Consider the following 19,249-nt stretch of genomic DNA (forward strand, 5'->3'; position numbering starts at 1 on the left):
CGGCCGCTGCTTGGGTTGGCGTGCGGCGCAGGCCGCGCTGCATGGGAGCTTGGCCGGCCCTGCGACCGGTCGCTGACTCAGGCCGCGGTGGCGCACTGCGCGTCGCGCAGCGCCTGCCGGTAGGCCTTGGCGGTGGCGTCGTTGTAGGCGACCAGGAGGATCCGCTTGGGCACCGCGTGCGCGCGCTGCCAGGCGTCGGTCTCGGTGACCGCGATGCGCGCGGCCTGCTGCAGCGGGTAGCCGTAGACGCCGCAACTGATCGCCGGGAACGCCACCGAGTGCAGGCCCATCTGCTCGGCCAGGCGCAGCGTCCGCCAGTAGCAGTTGGCGAGCAGCGCCGGTTCGTTGTGGGCGCCGTCGCGCCACACCGGGCCGACCGTATGCAGCACATGCCGTGCCTTGAGTCGGTGGCCCGCGGTCGCGCGGACCTCGCCGACCGGGCAGCGCACGCCCGGCTTGAGTTCCGGCAGGCGCCGGCATTCGTCCAGCAGTTCCGGGCCGGCGGCCCGGTGGATGGCGCCGTCCACGCCGCCGCCGCCGAGCAGGGACTCGTTGGCGGCGTTGACGATCGCGTCCACGTCGAGCTGGGTGATGTCGCCTTGCCAGATTTCGATGTTCATGGGCCGATCTTTAGGGGAGCCGAATGATGGACACGTGAGGGCGGGGCGAACGCCGTCGCCGCGTTGCTACAGCCGCTTAACCGGCCAGCGGCAAGACTGGCGCGTCCCCATCTCAGCACTTGCGACATGAACCCGAACCCGCCGCCTCCGCAGGTCGCCGCTGCCCTCGCGCAGGGCCAGATCGTCAAGGCGATCAAGCTGCTGCGGACGCACAGCGGCATGGACTTGCGCAGCGCCAGGGAGCAGGTCGACGCCTGGCTGCTGGCCGGCGCGGCGCGGACGGTGGCGGAGATGCTCGACCGGCACGCCGCCGGCGCGGTGTCGGCGGCGCCGGTCACCGCGGTCCAGTCGCTCGTGCCGCCGGCCGTGGCCGAGGAACGACGCCTGCCGCCGGCGGCGGAACTGGCGCTGCGCCGGGGCGAGCGGCGCAAGGCCGCCGAGGCGGTGTTCGAGCACTATCCGGGCATTTCGCTGCGCGAGGCACTGGACCTGGTGCAACGTCATCTGCAGGCCGCGCCGACGCCGGGCATGGCCGCGACGGTGACCGCCGGCGACCACGGCGGGCGCTGGCGCTGGCGCTGGGCGCTGCTGGTGCTGCTGCCGGCCGCGGCGGCGGTGGCCTGGTGGCTGGCGCGCTGAGGCGCGCCGGCCAGGCCGGCGGCTACAGCCAGCGCGCGACCTGCGCGCAGTAGCGCGCATAGGCGCTGCCGAAGCGTTCGCGCAGGCGCGCTTCCTCGTAGGGGATCACCACCCACTGCAGGGCCAGCAGCGGCAACGGCAGCAACAGCGCCGACCAGGGCCAGCCGATCTGCACGCTCAGGCCGAGGTAGCTCAGGGTCAGGCTGACGTACATCGGGTTGCGGGTGAACCGGTAGGGCCCGTGGCAGACCAACTGCGACGGCGCGCGTTCGGGCAGCAGGGTGGTGCGCCCGCGCGCGAACAGCACGAAGCACCAGCACGCCAGCAGCAGGCCGGCCAGCGCGACCACGCCGCCGCCCAGTTGCAGCCAGGCCAGTGCGGCGCCCTGCGGCAGCGGCAACGGCAGCGCGCGCTGCAGGCTGGCGCCGAGCAGCAGCGCCAGCAGGAAATGCACCGGCGAGGTCGTGCGCACCAGCAACGGCACGCGCGCCTGCGCGCGCACTGGCGGTCGGTCGGTTCGGTCGTGCATGGCGTCCTTTCCTGGTTCGGGTGCGGCCGCGGCAAGTGTACGCGGCGGCCCACGGCGTCGGCGCGGGCGGCGCCACGCCGATGCTCCGCCGCTGCGACAGCGCGCGCGGCGCGACAACGCACCACAGCGCGGCGCAGCGTCACGCGTGGCGGTACCTGCAAACCCGATTACCCTACCGCCTACGCGGCACGTCGCAGGAGCGCCCGTTCGACGCACCGCGCCCGTCCCGCGTCGACCGGCCGACCTTGCGCGCCGATCGTGTGCCGTTCCCCCTTCGCAACCGACTGACCAGCCCCATGCCGATCGCTTCCGCCAGCACCGCCACCGCCACCGCACCGCGCCGCCGGGTCATCCTCGAGGACGACATCGACGGCTTCACCCCTGCGCAGTTGCTGCTGCTGCAATCGCCCGAGGTGGAGGTGCTGGGCATCTCGGTGGTCAGCGGCAACATCTGGCGCGACGAGGCGCTGGCGCACACCCGGCGCCTGCTGGAGATCGCCGGGCGCGGCGAGGTGCCGGTGCTGCCTGGGCCGGTGTTCCCGCTGCTCAACAGCGAACTGGCCACCGAGCGCTGGGAGGCGCTGTACGGCAAGTTGCTGTGGAAGGGCGCCTGGACCCGGCAGTGGATCGAACACGACACCGTGCAGAGCGCGCCGCGCTACCACGCCCACGACGTGGTGCCGGACCTGCCGCTGGGCAATCCGACGGTGGTGCAGGCGGCCAGCGAGCCGGCCGCCTTGTTCATGATCCGCAAGGTGCGCGAATTCCCGGGCGAGGTCAGCATCGTCGCCACCGGCCCGCTGACCAACCTGGCCCTGGCGCAGCGGCTCGACCCCGAGTTCGCGGCGCTGGCCAAGGAACTGGTCTACATGGGCGGCAGCCTCAATCCGCGGCAGCGCCGCGACAGCGTCTCGGCGGCGCAGTTCGCCCGCGAGTTCGTCAATTCGCCGCGGCGCGAGTTCAACATCCGCTGGGATCCGGAGGCGGCCAGCATCGTGATGCGCGCGCCGTGGCGGCGCATGGTGATGGTGCCGGTGGATCCGTCCACCGCCACCGAACTGACCCCGCAGCTGCTGGCGCGGATGAGCGCCGCCGACACGCCGATCGGCCATGCGCTGCGCCGGCGCGAGCCGGGCTTCCCGATGTGGGACGAACTGGCCACCGCGGTGTGGTTGCGCCCGGAACTGGCCACCGTCAGCGAGACCCTGTACGTGGACACCAACACCGAGTTCGGCGCCGGCTACGGCGACATCCTGTCGTGGGCGCCGGGCTACCAGCCGGGCCTGGGCGAGCAGGCGCAGCAGGTGGTGCGCGAGGTCGACGTGGACGCGATCGAACAGTTGCTGGTGGAGCGTTTGACCGCGCCGCAGCCGCCGGCATTGGGCGTGCCGCTGCCGGCGTAGGGCGGGCCATCGGCCCGCGGCCGGTCGGGCGCTGCGCCCCGGACCATCGGCAGGCCCGACGCGGCGAACGCGTGGCGGCAGCATACGTCCTGGCCGGCCCGGTTGCGCGAAGTGCGCGTTGCAGGCGACGCTGGCGATCGACAGCGTGCACCGTTCCCCCTCCATCGAGACGAGCTCATGCAGATCCCCGCAACCTGGCAGGCCGGTATCCAGCGCAACGCCGAGCTGCTGCGCGGCTATGCGCAACTGCTGCAGGACTTCGCGCCGCCGCCGCCAGCGCCAGCGCCGCAGGAAGGCGGGGTGATCGCCCCGCTGGTGGCGGCCACGCGCGCCGACGGCAGCGCCGCCGGGCGGCACGCGCAGCAGGCGCTGGCGCAGATCGAACGCGGCAATCGGCAGCTGTGCGCGGTGACGCGGCCGCTGCCGGCGCGGGCCGAGGCCGATGCGGCGCGCGTGCAGGCGGCGCTGGCCGGCGGCGGCGACGGCGGTGCGCTGGCCGGGGTGCCATTCGTGGTCAAGGACCTGTTCGATGTCGCCGGCCTGGCGACCACCGCCGGCGCCGCGCTGCGCGCCGACGCGGCGCCGGCCACGCGCGATGCGGCGGTGGTGCGGCACCTGGCCGAGGCCGGCGCGGTGCTGGTCGGCACCGCCAACATGGACGAGTTCGCCTACGGCTTCGCCACGGTCAACGCGCACTACGGCACCACCGCCAATCCGCACGATCCGCAGCGCCTGGCCGGCGGGTCCTCCGGCGGCTCGGCGGCGGCAGTGGCGGCGCGCTGGGTGCCGTTCGCGCTGGGCTCGGACACCAACGGTTCGATCCGCGTGCCGGCGGCGCTGTGCGGCGTCTATGGGCTGCGTCCGAGCCACGGCAGCCTGGCGGTGGACGGCGTGTTCCCGTTCGTCGAGGCCTTCGACGTGGTCGGGCCGTTCGCGACCACGGTCGCCGACCTGCGCGTGGTGTACGACGCCATGCGCGGGCAGCCGCTGCCGTCGCTGGACGCCGCCGGCTTGCGCGTGGCGCGCCTGGACGGCTGGTTCCGGCGCAATCTCGATCCGGAACTGGACGCCGGCCTGGCCGCGCTGCACGCCGCGCTGGGCGGCAACGCCTGGCGCGAACTGCCACAGGCCGAACGCGCCCGCGCGGCCGCGTTCGTGATGACCGCGGCCGAGGGCGGCTATCGCCATCGCCAGGCGCTGGCCACGCACGGCGACCGCTTCGATCCGGCGACGCGCGATCGCCTGCTTGCCGGCCTGCAACTGCCCGCCGCGGCCATCGCCGACGCGCAGCGCTTCGGCGCGTGGTTCGCCGAGGCGATGCAGCGCCTGTGGGACGAGGTCGATGTGCTGCTGGCGCCGGCCACGCCGTGCGCGGCGCCGCGCATCGACCAGGAGACGATCCAACTCGACGGGGCGGCGGTGTCGGCGCGCGCCAATCTCGGCGTGTTCACCCAGCCGCTGGGCCTGGCGCGCTGCCCGGTGCTGGCCGCGCCGCTGTACCGTCCTGGGCAGTTGCCGCTGGGCGTGCAACTGATCGCCGCGCCGGGACGCGAGGACCGCCTGTTCGCGCTCGCCGCGCAGCTGGAACGCGCCGGCCTGATCGGCTCGACCCCGCCGTCGCGGGAGCCGCGCTGATGCTGCACACCTTGCGTTCGCGGCGCGGCATGGTGGTCGCCCCGCATCATCTCGCCGCGCAGGCCGGGCGCGACGTGCTGCGCGACGGCGGCACCGCGGTGGAGGCGGCGGTGGCGACCGCGGCCTGCCTGGCGGTGGTCTATCCGCACATGACCGGGATCGGTGGCGACGGCTTCTGGCTGATCGCCGAACCCGACGGCCGCGTGCATGCGATCGACGCCTGCGGCCGCGCCGCGCAGGGCGCCACGCTGCAGCACTACGCCGGGCAGGCGGCGATTCCCTGGCGCGGGCCGGGCGCGGCCAACACCGTCGCCGGCACCGTGTCCGGCTGGGCGCTGGCCTTGCGCCAGAGCGGGGCGCGGCTGTCGCTGGCGCGCCTGCTCGACGACGCCATCCAGCATGCCGCGGCCGGCGTGCCGGTCACCCTCGGCGGCAGCGTCATCGCCGCGGCCAAGGGCGCCGAACTGCGCGCCCAGCCCGGCGCCTACGCGGCGATCTTCGAACCCGCCGGGCGGCCGCTGCGCGAGGGCGAACTGCTGCGCCAGCCGCAACTGGCCGCCACCCTGCAGCGCCTGGCCGCGGCCGGCCTGGACGATTTCTACCGCGGCGCGCTGGCCGCCGACCTCGCCGCCGACCTGCAGGCGCTGGGCAGCCCGCTGCGCGCCGGCGATCTGGCCGCGCACCAGGCCGAGGCCAGCGTGCCGCTGTCGGTGGCGATCGCCGGCGCGCGCCTGTACAACCATGCGCCGCCGACCCAGGGCCTGGCCTCGCTGCTGATCCTGGCGCTGTTCGACCGCCTGGCCGCGGACCAGGCCGATGGCTACGCGCACCTGCACGGCCTGGTCGAAGCGACCAAGCAAGCGTTCCTGGTCCGCGATGCGCATGTCGGCGACCCGGCCTGGATGACCCTGGACGCGCAGGCGCTGCTCGACGACGCCGGCGCGCTCGACGCGATGGCCGCCCGCATCGATCCGGCGCGCGCGCTGCCGTGGCCGCAGCCGTCGCAGGCCGGCGACACCGTCTGGTTCGGCGCGATCGACGGCGCCGGCCGTGCGGTCAGCTGCATCCAGTCCACTTATTTCGAATTCGGCTCCGGACTGGTGCTGCCGCGCAGCGGCATCGTCTGGCAGAACCGCGGCTGCAGTTTCCGTCTGGCCGCCGACGGCTGGAACGCGCTGGCGCCCGGGCGCAAGCCCTTCCATACGCTCAATCCGGCGCTGGCGCGCTTCGACGACGGCCGGCTGATGGCCTACGGCACCATGGGCGGCGAGGGCCAGCCGCAGACCCAGGCGGCGCTGTTCAGCCGCTACGCCCGGTTCGGCGTGCCGCTGCAGCAGGCGGTGAGCGCGCCGCGCTGGTTGCTCGGCCGCACCTGGGGCGAGGACAGCACCACGCTGAAGCTGGAGGACCGCTTCGACCCTGCCGTGGTGCAGGCCCTGCGCGCGGCCGGGCACGTGGTCGAACTGCTGCCGCCGTTCACCGCGGTGATGGGCCACGCCGGCGCGCTGGTGCGCGAGGCCGACGGCACCTTGAGCGGTGCCAGCGACCCGCGCAGCGATGGGGCGGTGGCGGGGTGGTAGGCGCGTTGCCTGCGGACTGCGCCGGCGGGCAGCACGGCCGCGACGCCCTGGTGCGCGCCAGGGCGCTGGTGGCGGCGGCGATGACCGATCCGCAGGGCGGGGCCGCGCCCCTGGCGCAGGCCGAGGCGCTGCTGCTGGCCGCGTTGGCGGCGGCACCGGACGACCCCGCGCTGCTCACCGGCCTGGGCGCGGTGCGGTGCGACCTGGGGCAGTACGACGCGGCCGTCGAGGTCCTGCAGCGTGCCTTGCGGCTGCGCTCGGACGACCGCCACACCTACTTCAATCTCGGCGTCGCGCTGCTCAACAGCGGCGCAGGCGAGCAGGCGATGCAGCGGTTCCGGCAAGCGGCCACGCGGGCGGGATCGGCGGCGACCTGGGAAGCCTATTTCGATGCCCATGCGCACTGACGCGCGCCGCGCGCCAGGCCATCCGCGCCTGCGTCGCGGCACCGCGCACGCCACGCCGGCGGCAGCGCTTCCGTACCATGGCCCTGGCGCGACGCCGCCGCGTCCGCGCCGCGTGTTGGGCACCTAGGACCTTCGAGCCGCCATGCTGACCTTCTCCCGCTTCACCCGCTATTTCATGGAAGTGGCGCATTGGCGCAGCATCCGCCGCGCCTCCGAAGCGCTGCACGTGTCGGCGTCGGCGATCGACCGGCAGATCCTCAAGGCCGAGCAGGAACTGGGCGTGCAGCTGTTCGAGCGCTTGCCGGGCGGCCTGCGCCTGACCAGCGCCGGCGAACTGCTGCTGGTGGACATGCGGCGCTGGGAGAAGGGCTACCAGCGCACGCTGGAACTGTTCGACGAACTGAAGGGGCTGCGCCGCGGCCACGTCGAGATCGCGATGATCGATGCGTTGAGCGAGGGCATCGTGGTCGATGCGCTGGCGCACCTGATCGACGAGCACCCGGGCCTGACCTTCAGCCTGCAGACCGAGGACAACCAGAAGGTGGCCGACAAGGTGGTCGCGGCGGAGGTGGATGTCGGCCTGCTGCTGGACCCGGTCAGCGGCATCGACCTGGAGGTGGTCGCCTTCGCCGAGATCCCGCTGGGCCTGTGCATGCCGGTCGGGCATCCGCTCAGCGGCAGGGCCAGCCTGCAGTTGAACGACCTGCTCGGCGAGCATCGCCTGCTGCTGCCGGCGGCGCCGCTGATCGTCAACGAACACGCCAAGGCGGTGTACCAGCGCCAGCACATCGACACGCGCCGCTGCATCCGCTGCAACGACGTGCGCACGCTGCGCGCGCTGGTGCGCCAGGGCGTCGGCGTGGGCCTGCTGTCGCAACTGGACGTGCTCGCCGACCTGGCCGAGGGGCGGCTGGCGTTCGTGCCCTTGCGCGAAGGCCTGGCCAGGCCGATGACGCTGGCGCTGTGCGTGGCGCCGCAGCGGCAACTGTCCCGGGCCGCGCAGACCATGCTCAAGGCGCTGGCGCCGCGCGTGGAAGCGATCCTGGAGCCGCGCTAGCGGCGGGCCGGCCGGTCGCGCGGCTTACCGCGAGGCCGTGTTCGTCGCCCTTTCTGGATGCGGCCGACGCCGACCGCCGTCGCCCCTGTCGAGATGCCGTGCCCGGTCCAGCCTCCGACCGGGCGTCGCGTGTCGGCGCGCGCGGCGTCGCGTACGAAATGGGACGTGTGCGGGGATCGCGTTGCATTTTTTGCAATGGCTTCCCGCGAAAACGGTGTTTGCGGTGCATCGGAGCGGGTTCGTATAGTGCGGTGAACCCCGGTCGAGGCCTGGATTCCTCTGTCAAGCGATTGATTTGGAAGAAGTTCCAGGCGTTCGCGCGGCATCCCAAGCCGCGCCCGTCCGACCGGCCCCATTGCCTTGCCGTTTGTCCCGAAGCGAGACCCGCCATGCGCCACCCCCATCCCCATCGCGCCCGCCCGGGCCGCCGCGGCTGAGCCGGCAGCGGCCATGCTGATGCCGGCCTCGACGCCAGGCCTGCGCGCGGTCGCGCGCTGCGACGCGCTCGGCGTGGCGCCCTACAGCGACACCGCCGACGGCCTGTTCCGCGGCTGGCTCAGCCCGGCGCATCGCGCCACCGTGGCGGCGGTGGCGGCGTGGATGGGCGAGGCCGGCCTGCATCCCCGCATCGACCCGGCCGGCAACCTGCTCGGCCGCTACGAAGGCGCCGTCGCGAACGCGCCGGCGCTGCTGATCGGCAGCCACCTGGACAGCGTGCGCGACGCCGGCCGCTACGACGGCCCGCTCGGGGTCATGCTCGGCATCGAATGCGTGGCCGCGCTGCATGCGCAGGGCCGGCGGCTGCCGTTCGCGATCGAGGTGATCGGCTTCGGCGACGAGGAGGGCTCGCGCTTCCCGGCGTCGATGCTGAGCAGCCGCGCGGTGGCCGGCACGCTGGATCCGGCGGCCTTGCAGGTGCACGACGGCGACGGCATCGCCCTGGCCGAGGCGCTGGCCGCCTGGGGCCTGGACATCGCGCTGCTGCCGCGTGCGGCGCGCGCGCCGCAGGAGGTGCTGGCCTACCTGGAAGCGCATATCGAACAAGGGCCGGTGCTGGAGGCCGAGGGGCTGGCGTTGGGGGCGGTCAGCGGCATCGCCGCGCAGCGGCGCTACCGCGCGCTGCTGCGCGGCCGCGCCGGCCATGCCGGCACCACGCGCATGGACCTGCGCGCCGATGCGCTGGCCGCCGCCGCCGAGTGCGTGCTGGCGGTGGAGCAGGTGGCGCGTAGCGGCCCGGCGGACCTGGTGGCCACGGTCGGGCGCCTGCAGGTGGCGCCGGGCGCGGTCAACGTGGTGCCGGGGCGGGTCGAGTTCTCGATCGACGTGCGCGCCGGCACCGACGCCGTGCGCGATGCCGCGGCCGCCGCGATCGCGCAGCGCCTGCACGCGATCGCCGCCGCGCGCGGCGTGCAGTTGGACCTGCAGTGCGTGCAGGACCTGCCGGCCAGTCCCTGCGCTCCGCGCCTGGTCGCGGCGCTGGAAACGGCGATCGCCGCGCAGGGCATCGCGCCGCGGCGGCTGGTGTCCGGTGCCGGCCACGACGCGATGGTGATGGCCGCGCTGTGCCCGACCGCGATGCTGTTCCTGCGCTGCGCCGGCGGCGTCAGCCACCACCCCGCCGAACGGGTGGATCCCGCCGATGCCGACCTGGCGGTGGCGGCGATGCTGCATTTCCTCGATTCCCTGGGAGACACCCTTGTCCGTTGAACCGCTGCCCGCCGACCTGTTCGGCGAGATCGATCCGCCGCAACGCCTGCTGATGGGCCCGGGCCCGGTCAATGCGCATCCGCGCGTGCTGCGCGCGATGTCCGCGGACCTGCTCGGCCAGTTCGATCCGGAAATGACCGGCTACATGAACCAGGTGATGGCGCTGTACCGGCCGCTGTTCGGCACCAAGAACCACTGGACCTTCCTGGTCGACGGCACCGCGCGCGCCGGCATCGAGGCGGCGCTGGTGTCGCTGGTGGCGCCGGGCGAGCGCGTGCTGGTGCTGAACTTCGGCCGCTTCGGCCTGCTGCTGGGCGAGATCCTCGGCCGCATCGGCGCGGTGGTGGAGACCGTGGAGGCGCCGTGGGGCGAGGTGGTGCCGATGGCGGCGGTAGCCGACGCGATCGAACGCTTCGCGCCGAAGCTGGTGGCCTGCGTGCATGGCGACACCTCGACCACGATGGCGCAGCCGCTGGACGGCCTCGGCGCGCTGTGCCGCGCCGCCGGCGCGCTGTCCTACGTCGATGCCACCGCGACCATCGGCGGCATGCCGATCGCCAGCGACGCCTGGGGCGTGGACGTGGTCACCGGCGGCCTGCAGAAGTGCCTGGGCGGGCCGTCCGGCTCGGCGCCGATCACCGTCTCCGCGCAGGCCGCCGAGGCGATCTTCGCGCGCCGCCACGTCGAGTGCGGCATCGTCCGCGACGACATCGCCAACGGCCGCGGCGTGCGCATCGGCTCGAACTACTTCGACCTGGCGATGGTGATGGACTACTGGTCCGACAAGCGCCTGAACCACCACACCGAGGCCACCAGCATGCTGTACGCGGCGCGCGAATGCGCACGCGTGGCGCTGCAGGAAGGCCTGCCGGCGCGCTTCGCGCGGCACGCCGCGGCCGGCCGCGCGGTCGCCGCCGGCGTGCGCGCGCTGGGGCTGCAGGTGTTCGGCGACGACCGCTACCGCATGGCCAACGTCACCGGCGTGGTGATTCCGCCCGGCATCGACGGCGAGGCGGTGCGGCGGCGCCTGCGCGAGGATTTCGAGATCGAGATCGGCACCGCGTTCGGGCCGCTGCAGGGCAAGCTGTGGCGGATCGGCGCGATGGGCTACAACGCGATGAAGCACAAGGTGCTGATCACCCTGGGTGCGCTGGAGGCGGTGCTGCGCGCCGAAGGCCACGCCTGCGCGGCGGGCGCGGCGGTGGAGGCGGCGCTGGCCGCCTGGCATGCCGACGGAGCGCGGCGATGAGCGCGGCGCGCGACCTGGTCGGCTATGGCGCGCAGCCGCCGGATCCGCAGTGGCCGGGCGGCGCGCGGGTGGCGCTGCAGTTCGTACTCAACTACGAGGAAGGCGCCGAGAACAGCGTGCTCAACGGCGATGCCGGCTCGGAGGCATTCCTGTCGGAGATGGTCGGCGCGCACAGCCATGCCGGTGCGCGCGCGATGGCGATGGAGAGCCTGTACGAATACGGCAGCCGCGCCGGTTTCTGGCGGCTGCAGCGGCTGTTCGCCGCGCGCGGCGTGCCGGTCACGGTGTTCGGCGTGGCGCAGGCGCTGGCGGCCAATCCCGCGGCGGTGCAGGCGATGCGCGACGCCGACTGGGAGATTGCCAGCCACGGCCTGCGCTGGATCGACTACCAGCAGGTGCCGGAGGCGACCGAGCGTGCGCACATCGCCGCGGCGATCGCCTTGCACACGCAAGTGGCCGGTGCGCGTCCGCTGGGCTGGTACCAGGGGCGCACCAGTCCCAACACCGCACGGCTGGTGGCCGAGGAGGGCGGTTTCGTCTACGACGCCGACAGCTATGCCGACGACCTGCCGTACTACGACCGCCGCCACGGCCGCGCGCAGCTGGTGGTGCCGTACACGCTGGACGCCAACGACATGAAGTTCGTCGCCTATAACGGCTTCGCCGACGGCGAACCGTTCTTCCGCTACCTGCGCGATAGCTTCGAGCAGTTACGCGCCGAGGGTGGGCGGATGATGTCGGTGGGCCTGCATGGGCGCATCGCCGGGCGCCCGGCGCGCGCCCTGGCGCTGGCCCGCTTCGTCGACCACGTCCTGGCCAGCGGCCAGGCCTGGATCGCGCGGCGCATCGACATCGCCCGCCACTGGCAGCGGGTGCACCCGGCATGATCCTCAACGCGCCCGAGGTGCTGGCCGAAGTGCAGGCGGCGTTCGCCGCCTACGAACGCGCGCTGATGGACGACGACGTCGCCGCGCTGGACCGGCTGTTCCACGATGCGCCGACCACGGTGCGCTACGGCGTCGGCGAGGCCTTGTACGGCGCCGACGCGATCCGCGCGTTTCGCCGTAGCCGCGGCGGCTCGCCGCAACGGCGGCTGTTGCGCGTGCAGATCGTCGCCTACGGGCGTGACTTCGCCACCGCCGATGCCGAATTCCAGCGCGACGGCAGTCCGCGCCGCGGCCGCCAGAGCCAGAGCTGGGTGCGCTTCGCCGATGGCTGGAAGGTGGTGTCGGCGCACGTGTCGCTGCAGGGGGACCACGCATGAGCGGCGTCGACTGGAATGCGCTGCCCGAGGCGGAGTTCGTCGCGCGCCTGCATGCGCTGTTCGAGCATTCGCCCTGGGTGGTGCAGCGCGCCGCGGCGCGGCGTCCGTTCGCCGACCTGCATGCCGGCCTGCTGCAGGTGCTGCACGAGGCCAGCGCCGAGGAGCAGCTGGCGCTGATCCGCGCGCATCCGGAACTGGCCGGCAAGGCCGCGATCGACGGCAACCTGACCACCGCCTCGGCCGCCGAGCAGGCGCAGGCCGGGCTGGACCGCCTGACCGCGGAGGAGTTCGCCCGGTTCCACGCGCTCAACGCCGCCTACCGCGCGCGCTTCGACTTCCCGTTCGTGGTCTGCGTGCGCCTGACCGACAAGGCCGGCATCCTCGCCGCGATGCAGGCGCGGCTGGCGAATACGCGCGAGGCCGAGATCGCCACCGCCCTCGACGAGATCGGCAAGATCGCGCGGCTGCGCCTGGAGGCGCTGTCGTGAGCGCCGCCGAGGACGGGCTGCAGGCGCTGTCGGCGCAGGTCGCGCGCGAACTGCAGTGGCTCGGCCATGGCGGGCCCGACTGGACCCGCGCGCAGCCGCACGATGGCGAGCACGTCTACGACGTGGTCATCGTCGGCGGCGGCCAGAGCGGGCTGGGCGCGGCCTTCGGCCTGCTGCGCGAGCGCATCTCCAACCTGCTGGTGATCGACGAGAATCCCGCTGGCCAGGAAGGGCCGTGGGTCACCTACGCGCGGATGGTCACCCTGCGCACGCCCAAGGAACTGAGCGCGCTGGACTTCGGCATGCCGTCGCTCACTTTCCGCGCCTACTGGGAAGCCCGCCACGGCGCCGCGGCCTGGGACGCGCTGGGCAAGATCCCGCGCGCGGACTGGATGGACTACCTGCGCTGGTACCGCCAGGTGCTCGGCCTGCCGGTGCGCAACCGGGCGCGGCTGCTGCGCATCGAACCGCTGCCGACGCAGCGCCTGCAACGCCTGCACCTGGACGGCGGCGACACGCTGCTGGCGCGCAAGGTGGTGCTGGCCACCGGCATCCAGGGCGGCGGGCAATGGCACGTGCCGTCGCTGGTGGCCGGCAAGCTGACCCGCGCGCGCTACGCGCACACCTCCGAGGCGATCGACTACGCGGCGCTGGCCGGGCGCCGCATCGGCATCCTCGGCGGCGGCGCCTCGGCCTTCGACAACGCCCAGCACGCGCTGGCCGCCGGCGTCGGCGAGGTGCACGTGTTCGTGCGCCGCAACGCGCTGCCGCGGGTCAATCCGATCCGGCACATGGAACGCAGCGGCATCATCCCGCGCTTCGCCGCGCTGGCGGATGCCGACAAGTACGCGATGATGGCCAGCTTCTTCCGCCGCAACCAGCCGCCGACCAACGACACCTTCGAACGCGCCGCGGCCTGGCCCAATTTCCACCTGCACCTGGGCAGCCCGTGGCAGGACGTGGCCGAGACCGCCGACGGGGTGCTGGTGACCACGCCGCACGGGCGCCTGCCGTTCGACTTCGTGGTGCTGTCCACCGGCCTGGTCACCGACCCGGCGCTGCGCCCGGAACTGGCGGCGGTGGCCGACGGCATCGCGCGCTGGCGCGACCGCTACCGCCCGCCGCCGGGACAGGAACTGCCGCTGCTCGACGCGCATCCCTACCTGGGCCCGGGCTTCGAGTTGCTGCCGCGCACGCCGGCGCACGCGGCGGCGCTGCACGGCCTGTTCGCGTTCAACTACTCGGCGCTGCTGAGCCTGGGCCTGTCGGCGGCGGCGCTGTCCGGGCTCAAGCACGCATTGCCGCGGCTGGTGAAGGCGGTCGCCGACCAACTGTTCCTGGACGAGCGCGAGGCGATGCTCGCCGCGTACATGGACTACGCCGAACCCGAATTCGTCGGCCAATGGCCGATGCCGCACCTGGAGGAATCCGTCGGATGAGCAGCCTGTCGACCCATGTGCTGGACCTGAGCCGCGGGCTGCCCGCCGCCGGCGTGGCGCTGCGCCTGTTCGCCGGCGAAGCGTTGCTGCATGAGGACGTCACCGATGCCGACGGCCGCTGTCCGGCGCTGCGCGCGCTGACCCTGGCGGCGGGGCGCTATCGCTTGGAATTCGCCGTGGCCGACTACTTCCGCGGCGGCGGCGTGGCCTTGCCCGAGCCGCCGTTCCTGGACGTGGTGCCGATCGCCTTCGGCCTGGCCGAGACGGGGCACTGCCACGTGCCGCTGCTGGTCTCGCCGTTCGGCTACTCCACCTACCGGGGCAGCTGAGATGGACACGGTGCGCTTCCTGCTCGATGGACAGGTGATGGAACTGGACGCGGGCGACCCGACCGCCAGCGTGCTCGACCTGCTGCGCTACCGGCTCGGCCGCACCGGCAGCAAGGAAGGCTGCGCCGAAGGCGATTGCGGCGCGTGCACGGTCCTGGTCGGCGAACTGGCCGATGGCGATGGCGCCGATGCTGGCGAGCAGGTGCGCTGGCGCGCGCTCAATGCCTGCATCCTGTTCGTGCCGATGCTCGACGGCAAGGCGCTGCTGACGGTGGAAAGCCTGGCGGTCGGCGGCGCGCTGCATGCCGTGCAGCAGGAACTGGTGCAGCGCCACGGCTCGCAGTGCGGCTTCTGCACGCCCGGCTTCGTGATGTCGCTGTACGCGCGCAGCATCGGCGCGCTGGGCACCGGCCAGGCGGCCGTGGCCGACGTGCTCGCCGGCAACCTGTGCCGCTGCACCGGCTATGGCCCGATCCTGGACGCCGGCGCGGCGGTGCCGCCGGCGCCGCGCGACGATGCGGCCACGCTGGCCGGCCTGCGCGCGCTGCGCCGCACCGCCGCGCTGGCGCAGCCCCAGGCCGATGCCGCCACCGGGCGCGCGCGTCGCGCCAGCACGCCACGCAGCGCCGACGCGCTTGCCGCCTTGCTGCTGCAGCGCCCCGACGCGCGCCTGGTCGCGGGCGCGACCGACGTCGGCCTGTGGGTGACCAAGCAGCAGCGCGTGCTCGAGGACGTGGTGTTCATCGGCGACATCCCCGAGCTGCGCCGGCTGCAGGACACGGCGGACGGGCTGCGCATCGGCGCCTGCGTGCGCTACAGCGAGGCGCAGGCCGCGCTGGCGGCGCTGCACCCGGCGCTGGGCGAGCTGCTGCGGCGCATCGGCGGGACCCAGGTGCGCAATGCCGGCACCATCGGCGGCAACATCGCCAACGGCTCGCCGATCGGCGACATGCCGCCGGCGCTGATCGCGCTCGGCGCCCGCCTGACCCTGCGCCGCGGCGACGTGCGGCGCACGTTGCCGCTGGAGGACTTCTTCCTGGCCTACGGCCGCCAGGCGCTGCAGCCGGGCGAGTTCGTCGAGCACGTGGACGTGCCGCGGCCGCCCGCGGACCTGCTGTACCGCGTGGACAAGCTGAGCAAGCGCTTCGACAGCGACATCTCCGCGGTCTGCGGCGCGTTCGCGCTGCGCATCGGCGACGGCACGGTGCGCCAGGCGCGCATCGCCTTCGGCGGCATGGCCGGCACGCCGCAACGCGCGCGCGGCGCCGAGCAGGCCCTGCTCGGGCAGCCATGGAACGCGGCCACGGTCGAGGCCGCCGCCGCGGCATTGGCGCAGGACTTCCAACCGCTCAGCGATGTGCGTGGTTCGGCCGGGTACCGCCTGGGGGTCGCGGCGAACCTGCTGCGGCGGCTGTGGATCGGCCACGCGCATCCGCACGAGCCGCTGTCGGTGCTGGAGCTGGCCGATGGCTGACGGTCCGACCGCCGCTCCCGCCGCCGCGTCCTTGCAGGTGCACCGCGCGCTGCGCCACGACAGCGCGCCGGCGCATGTCAGCGGCCAGGCGCGCTACATCGACGACCTGCCCGAACCGCCCGGGCTGCTGCACCTGGCGTTCGGCCTGAGCGACCACCCGCATGCGCGGCTGCTGCGCCTGGACCTGGCGCCGGTGCGCGCGGCGCCGGGCGTGGTGGCGGTGTTCGCCGCCGCCGACATTCCCGGCGAGAACAATGTCGCCCCGGTCGCGCACGACGACCCGCTGTTCGCTCGCGACACGGTGCTCTACCACGGCCAGCCGCTGTTCGTGGTCGCCGCCGACAGCCATGCCGCGGCGCGGCGCGCGGCGCGCCTGGCGCGGGTCGAGTACGCGCCGCTGCCGGCGCTGCTGAGCATCGCCGCGGCGCGCGCGGCCGGCGCGGTGCTGGAGCCGGCGCAGCGCATGGCCCGCGGCGGCGACGTCGATGCGGCCCTGGCCGCGGCGCCGCGGCGCTGCAGCGGCGCGCTGGAGATCGGCGGGCAGGAGCATTTCTACCTGGAAGGCCAGATCGCCGTGGCCCTGCCCGGTGAACAGGGCCAACTGCACGTGCTGTCCTCGACCCAGCATCCGAGCGAGGTGCAGCACCTGATCGCGGCGCTGCTCGGCCTGGACAGCGCCGACGTGACCGTGGAAGTGCGGCGCATGGGCGGTGCGTTCGGCGGCAAGGAGACCCAGGCGGCGGCGCCGGCGGCGGCCTGCGCGCTGGTCGCCGCGCTGACCGGCCGCCCGGCCAAGCTGCGCTACGACCGCGACGACGACATGCGCATCACCGGCAAGCGCCACGACTTCCAGGTCGACTACCAGGTCGGCTTCGACGACGACGGTCGTATCCTGGCGCTGCGCCTGGAGCTGGCCTCGCGCTGCGGCGCCACCACCGACCTGTCGCTGGCGATCAACGACCGCGCGATGTTCCATGCCGACAACTGCTACTGGCTGCCGGTGGTGGAGATCGTCTCGCACCGCTTGCGCACGCACACCGTGTCCAACACCGCGTTCCGCGGCTTCGGCGGGCCGCAGGGCATGCTGGCGATCGAACGCGTGCTGGACGCGGTCGCCGCCGCGCTGGGCCGCGATGCGCTGGCGGTGCGCCGGGCAAACCTGTACGCGGCGCCGCACCGCAACGTCACCCCGTACGGCATGACCGTGGAGGACAACGTCGCGCCGGCGCTGATCGAGGAACTGGCCGCGCGCGCCGACTACCCCGCGCGGCAGGCGGCGGTGGCGGCGTTCAACGCGCGCCACCGGGTGCTGAAGAAGGGCCTGGCGCTGACCCCGGTGAAATTCGGCATCAGCTTCACCACCACCCATCTCAACCAGGCCGGCGCGCTGGTGCTGGTCTATGCCGACGGCTCGGTGCAGCTCAACCACGGCGGCACCGAGATGGGCCAGGGGCTGATGATCAAGGTCGCGCAGATCGTCGCCGACGTGTTCGGCCTCGACACCGCGCGCGTGCGCATCACCGCCACGCGCACCGACAAGGTGCCCAACACCTCGGCCACTGCGGCGTCCTCGGGCACCGACCTCAACGGCATGGCCGCCTACAACGCGGCCAGCGAGATCCGCGCGCGGCTGGCCGCGCTGGCCGCCGAGCGCGGCGGCGTGGCGCCGGCGCAGGTGCGCTTCGCCGACGGCAGGGTCGTGGCCGGTCGCTTCGAGCTGGATTTCGGCGCGCTGTGCCGGCAGGCGCACATGGCGCGCATCTCGCTGGCCGCCAGCGGCTACTACGCCACGCCGAAGATCCACTACGACCGCGCCAGCCACCGTGGTCGCCCGTTCTACTACTTCGCCTACGGCGCGGCGCTGAGCGAAGTGGTGATCGACACGCTGACCGGCGAGCACAAGGTGCTGGCGGTGGACGTGCTGCACGACGTCGGCCGCTCGCTGAACCCGGCGATCGACCTGGGCCAGATCGAGGGCGGTTTCGTCCAGGGCATGGGTTGGCTGACCACCGAGGAACTGGTCTACGACGCGGATGGCCGGCTGCTGACCCATGCGCCCTCGACCTACAAGATCCCCACCGCCGGCGACCGCCCGGCGCGGATGGACATCCGCCTGTGGCAGGCCGGGCGCAACCAGGAGCCGAGCATCCATCGCTCCAAGGCGGTCGGCGAGCCGCCGCTGATGCTGGCGATCTCGGTGTTCTCGGCGCTGACCCAGGCGGTGGCCGCGGCGGCACCGGGCGCCGGCGTGCCGGCCCTGGACGCGCCGGCCACGCCGGAGCGGATCCTGGCTGCGATCGCGAGGCGTGCGGCCGATGCGCGCTGACTGGAGCCTGCATGCCGAAGCGGCGCTGGCGCGCGGCCCGGCCGCGCTGGTCACGGTGCTGGCCACGGCCGGCTCGACCCCGCGCGAGGCCGGCACGCGCATGCTGGTGAGCGCCGACGGCAGCATCGGCACCATCGGCGGCGGCGTGCTCGAGTGGCGCGCCTGCGCGCTGGCGCGCGACCTGCTGGCGCAGCCGCCGGGCAGCTGGCAGGTGCAGGACTACACGCTGGGTGCGGCGGCGCCGGCGCGCGCGGCGCGTTGCAGCGGCAGTTGCCGCGACTGCGCCACGCACGCCGCGGCCGACGATCTGCTCGGCCAGTGCTGCGGCGGCCGCGTGCGCCTGTTGCTGGAGCGGCTGGATCCGGCGCGCAGCGACTGGCTGCGGCAGGCGACGCTGGGGCGCACGTTGTCGACCCGCTTGCAGGCGGACGGCATCGCGCACGCCATCGACGACGCGCCGCCGCAGGCGCTGTCGCTGCGTGCGCCGGCGCCCACCGCCGGGACCCTGTTGCGGCAGGCGATCGGCCCGCGGCGCACGCCGCTGCTGCTGTTCGGCGCCGGCCATGTCGGCATCGCCATCGCGCATGCGTTGCACGGGTTGCCGTTCGCGCTGGACTGGGTCGATTCGCGCGCGGAACTGGCCGCTGCCGCCGGCGCCGCGCACTTGGATGACGCTGCCTTGCTTGCGCGTGCCCGCAGCGCACCGGCCGAGGCGATGCTGCTGATCCTGACCCACGACCATGCCCTGGACTACCGGCTCACCGCCGCGGCGCTGGCCGGCCGTGCCGGTTTCGTCGGCCTGATCGGCTCGGCGTCCAAGCGCGCGCGGTTCCTGTCGCGGCTGCGCCACGACGGCCTGGGCGAGGCCGCGCAGGCGCGGCTGACCTGTCCGATCGGCCTGCCGGGGATCGAGGGCAAGGCCCCGGCGGTGATCGCGGTGGCGGTGGCCGCGCAGCTGTTGCTGCGCGCATCGGCACTGGACGCGCAGCGTCCGCTGGCGGAGGACGCCACGTCGCTGCCACTGCAATCCGCGCTCGCTGCGCGATGACATCGCACTGTGGAAGCGTCGCTGCGCGGCCCGGGGCGATCGGTCGCGACGAATG

Annotated in this window: 18 protein-coding genes; 16 read left to right on the plus strand and 2 right to left on the minus strand. The window is 73.9% G+C overall.

Features of this window, described 5'->3' with window-relative positions; all coding sequences use genetic code 11:
• Positions 1-77 precede the first annotated feature (77 nt).
• A complete protein-coding gene (locus NKJ47_RS06155) occupies positions 78-620 on the minus strand; it encodes an O-acetyl-ADP-ribose deacetylase (RefSeq protein WP_254460625.1) in 543 nt (180 codons plus the stop codon).
• A 126-nt stretch (positions 621-746) separates the two neighbouring features.
• Between NKJ47_RS06155 and NKJ47_RS06160 the strand changes: the two genes are divergently transcribed.
• Positions 747-1,259 (plus strand): hypothetical protein, encoded by a 513-nt coding sequence (locus NKJ47_RS06160; protein WP_254460626.1) that lies wholly within the window; start codon positions 747-749, stop codon positions 1,257-1,259.
• A gap of 22 nt (positions 1,260-1,281) precedes the next feature.
• Here NKJ47_RS06160 and NKJ47_RS06165 read toward each other — a convergent pair whose 3' ends face one another.
• Positions 1,282-1,788: a methyltransferase family protein gene (locus tag NKJ47_RS06165; RefSeq protein ID WP_254460627.1), complete on the minus strand. Its 507-nt coding sequence runs from the start codon at positions 1,786-1,788 to the stop codon at positions 1,282-1,284.
• Positions 1,789-2,084: 296 nt separating this feature from the next.
• Between NKJ47_RS06165 and NKJ47_RS06170 the strand changes: the two genes are divergently transcribed.
• From NKJ47_RS06170 to xdhC, 15 genes are all read left to right on the plus strand, one after another.
• Entirely contained in the window at positions 2,085-3,191 is a 1,107-nt protein-coding gene (locus NKJ47_RS06170) for a nucleoside hydrolase (protein WP_254460628.1), read from the plus strand.
• A 177-nt stretch (positions 3,192-3,368) separates the two neighbouring features.
• The gene (locus NKJ47_RS06175) at positions 3,369-4,826 is read left to right on the plus strand and encodes an AtzE family amidohydrolase (protein WP_254460629.1); all 1,458 of its coding nucleotides are present in this window, start codon (positions 3,369-3,371) and stop codon (positions 4,824-4,826) included.
• Positions 4,826-6,406, plus strand: coding sequence for a gamma-glutamyltransferase family protein (locus NKJ47_RS06180; RefSeq protein ID WP_254460630.1), 1,581 nt, complete (start codon positions 4,826-4,828; stop codon positions 6,404-6,406). The genes NKJ47_RS06175 and NKJ47_RS06180 overlap by 1 nt, the downstream gene beginning before the upstream one ends.
• Before the next feature lie 5 nt (positions 6,407-6,411).
• Positions 6,412-6,813 carry a tetratricopeptide repeat protein gene (locus NKJ47_RS06185; RefSeq protein ID WP_254460631.1) on the plus strand — a complete coding sequence of 134 codons (402 nt, stop codon included), beginning with the start codon at positions 6,412-6,414 and terminating at the stop codon, positions 6,811-6,813.
• 142 nt (positions 6,814-6,955) lie between these two features.
• Positions 6,956-7,870 carry a LysR family transcriptional regulator gene (locus NKJ47_RS06190; protein WP_254460632.1) on the plus strand — a complete coding sequence of 305 codons (915 nt, stop codon included), beginning with the start codon at positions 6,956-6,958 and terminating at the stop codon, positions 7,868-7,870.
• Positions 7,871-8,320: 450 nt separating this feature from the next.
• Positions 8,321-9,577 carry an allantoate amidohydrolase gene (locus tag NKJ47_RS06195; protein WP_254460633.1) on the plus strand — a complete coding sequence of 419 codons (1,257 nt, stop codon included), beginning with the start codon at positions 8,321-8,323 and terminating at the stop codon, positions 9,575-9,577.
• Between the two features lie 52 nt (positions 9,578-9,629).
• Positions 9,630-10,826 (plus strand): pyridoxal-phosphate-dependent aminotransferase family protein, encoded by a 1,197-nt coding sequence (locus tag NKJ47_RS06200; RefSeq protein WP_254461353.1) that lies wholly within the window; start codon positions 9,630-9,632, stop codon positions 10,824-10,826.
• Positions 10,823-11,713 (plus strand): allantoinase PuuE, encoded by an 891-nt coding sequence (gene puuE, locus NKJ47_RS06205; RefSeq protein ID WP_254460634.1) that lies wholly within the window; start codon positions 10,823-10,825, stop codon positions 11,711-11,713. The genes NKJ47_RS06200 and puuE overlap by 4 nt, the downstream gene beginning before the upstream one ends.
• On the plus strand, positions 11,710-12,090 hold the full coding sequence (gene hpxZ / locus NKJ47_RS06210; protein ID WP_254460635.1) for an oxalurate catabolism protein HpxZ: 381 nt from the start codon (positions 11,710-11,712) through the stop codon (positions 12,088-12,090). The genes puuE and hpxZ overlap by 4 nt, the downstream gene beginning before the upstream one ends.
• Positions 12,087-12,578, plus strand: a complete 492-nt coding sequence (uraD, locus tag NKJ47_RS06215) for a 2-oxo-4-hydroxy-4-carboxy-5-ureidoimidazoline decarboxylase (protein WP_254460636.1) — start codon at positions 12,087-12,089, stop codon at positions 12,576-12,578. The genes hpxZ and uraD overlap by 4 nt, the downstream gene beginning before the upstream one ends.
• 17 nt (positions 12,579-12,595) lie before the next feature.
• On the plus strand, positions 12,596-14,017 hold the full coding sequence (locus NKJ47_RS06220) for an FAD-dependent oxidoreductase (protein ID WP_254461354.1): 1,422 nt from the start codon (positions 12,596-12,598) through the stop codon (positions 14,015-14,017).
• On the plus strand, positions 13,981-14,346 hold the full coding sequence (gene uraH / locus NKJ47_RS06225) for a hydroxyisourate hydrolase (protein WP_254460637.1): 366 nt from the start codon (positions 13,981-13,983) through the stop codon (positions 14,344-14,346). Before NKJ47_RS06220 ends, uraH begins: the two co-directional genes overlap by 37 nt.
• Before the next feature lies 1 nt (position 14,347).
• A complete protein-coding gene (xdhA, locus tag NKJ47_RS06230; RefSeq protein WP_254460638.1) occupies positions 14,348-15,820 on the plus strand; it encodes a xanthine dehydrogenase small subunit in 1,473 nt (490 codons plus the stop codon).
• Positions 15,813-18,146 (plus strand): xanthine dehydrogenase molybdopterin binding subunit, encoded by a 2,334-nt coding sequence (xdhB, locus tag NKJ47_RS06235; RefSeq protein ID WP_254460639.1) that lies wholly within the window; start codon positions 15,813-15,815, stop codon positions 18,144-18,146. The genes xdhA and xdhB overlap by 8 nt, the downstream gene beginning before the upstream one ends.
• Complete coding sequence (gene xdhC / locus NKJ47_RS06240) at positions 18,136-19,194, plus strand: xanthine dehydrogenase accessory protein XdhC (RefSeq protein ID WP_254460640.1); 1,059 nt, start codon at positions 18,136-18,138, stop codon at positions 19,192-19,194. The genes xdhB and xdhC overlap by 11 nt, the downstream gene beginning before the upstream one ends.
• The last annotated feature ends 55 nt before the right edge of the window (positions 19,195-19,249 follow it).

Origin of the sequence: Xanthomonas sacchari (genome assembly GCF_024266585.1) — a bacterium.
Lineage (GTDB): Bacteria > Pseudomonadota > Gammaproteobacteria > Xanthomonadales > Xanthomonadaceae > Xanthomonas_A > Xanthomonas_A sacchari_C.

Excerpts from the sequence above, each read along its gene's own strand:
- NKJ47_RS06175 (WP_254460629.1), top strand. The coding sequence starts at position 3,369 with ATGCAGATCCCCGCAACCTGGCAGGCCGGTATCCAGCGCAACGCCGAG.
- xdhC (WP_254460640.1), top strand. The coding sequence starts at position 18,136 with ATGCGCGCTGACTGGAGCCTGCATGCCGAAGCGGCGCTGGCGCGCGGC.
- xdhB (WP_254460639.1), top strand. The coding sequence starts at position 15,813 with ATGGCTGACGGTCCGACCGCCGCTCCCGCCGCCGCGTCCTTGCAGGTG.
- hpxZ (WP_254460635.1), top strand. The coding sequence starts at position 11,710 with ATGATCCTCAACGCGCCCGAGGTGCTGGCCGAAGTGCAGGCGGCGTTC.
- puuE (WP_254460634.1), top strand. The coding sequence starts at position 10,823 with ATGAGCGCGGCGCGCGACCTGGTCGGCTATGGCGCGCAGCCGCCGGAT.
- NKJ47_RS06200 (WP_254461353.1), top strand. The coding sequence starts at position 9,630 with ATGGGCCCGGGCCCGGTCAATGCGCATCCGCGCGTGCTGCGCGCGATG.
- NKJ47_RS06195 (WP_254460633.1), top strand. The coding sequence starts at position 8,321 with ATGCTGATGCCGGCCTCGACGCCAGGCCTGCGCGCGGTCGCGCGCTGC.
- NKJ47_RS06170 (WP_254460628.1), top strand. The coding sequence starts at position 2,085 with ATGCCGATCGCTTCCGCCAGCACCGCCACCGCCACCGCACCGCGCCGC.
- NKJ47_RS06155 (WP_254460625.1), bottom strand. The coding sequence starts at position 620 with ATGAACATCGAAATCTGGCAAGGCGACATCACCCAGCTCGACGTGGAC.
- uraH (WP_254460637.1), top strand. The coding sequence starts at position 13,981 with ATGGCCGATGCCGCACCTGGAGGAATCCGTCGGATGAGCAGCCTGTCG.
- NKJ47_RS06180 (WP_254460630.1), top strand. The coding sequence starts at position 4,826 with ATGCTGCACACCTTGCGTTCGCGGCGCGGCATGGTGGTCGCCCCGCAT.
- xdhA (WP_254460638.1), top strand. The coding sequence starts at position 14,348 with ATGGACACGGTGCGCTTCCTGCTCGATGGACAGGTGATGGAACTGGAC.
- uraD (WP_254460636.1), top strand. The coding sequence starts at position 12,087 with ATGAGCGGCGTCGACTGGAATGCGCTGCCCGAGGCGGAGTTCGTCGCG.
- NKJ47_RS06165 (WP_254460627.1), bottom strand. The coding sequence starts at position 1,788 with ATGCACGACCGAACCGACCGACCGCCAGTGCGCGCGCAGGCGCGCGTG.
- NKJ47_RS06190 (WP_254460632.1), top strand. The coding sequence starts at position 6,956 with ATGCTGACCTTCTCCCGCTTCACCCGCTATTTCATGGAAGTGGCGCAT.
- NKJ47_RS06160 (WP_254460626.1), top strand. The coding sequence starts at position 747 with ATGAACCCGAACCCGCCGCCTCCGCAGGTCGCCGCTGCCCTCGCGCAG.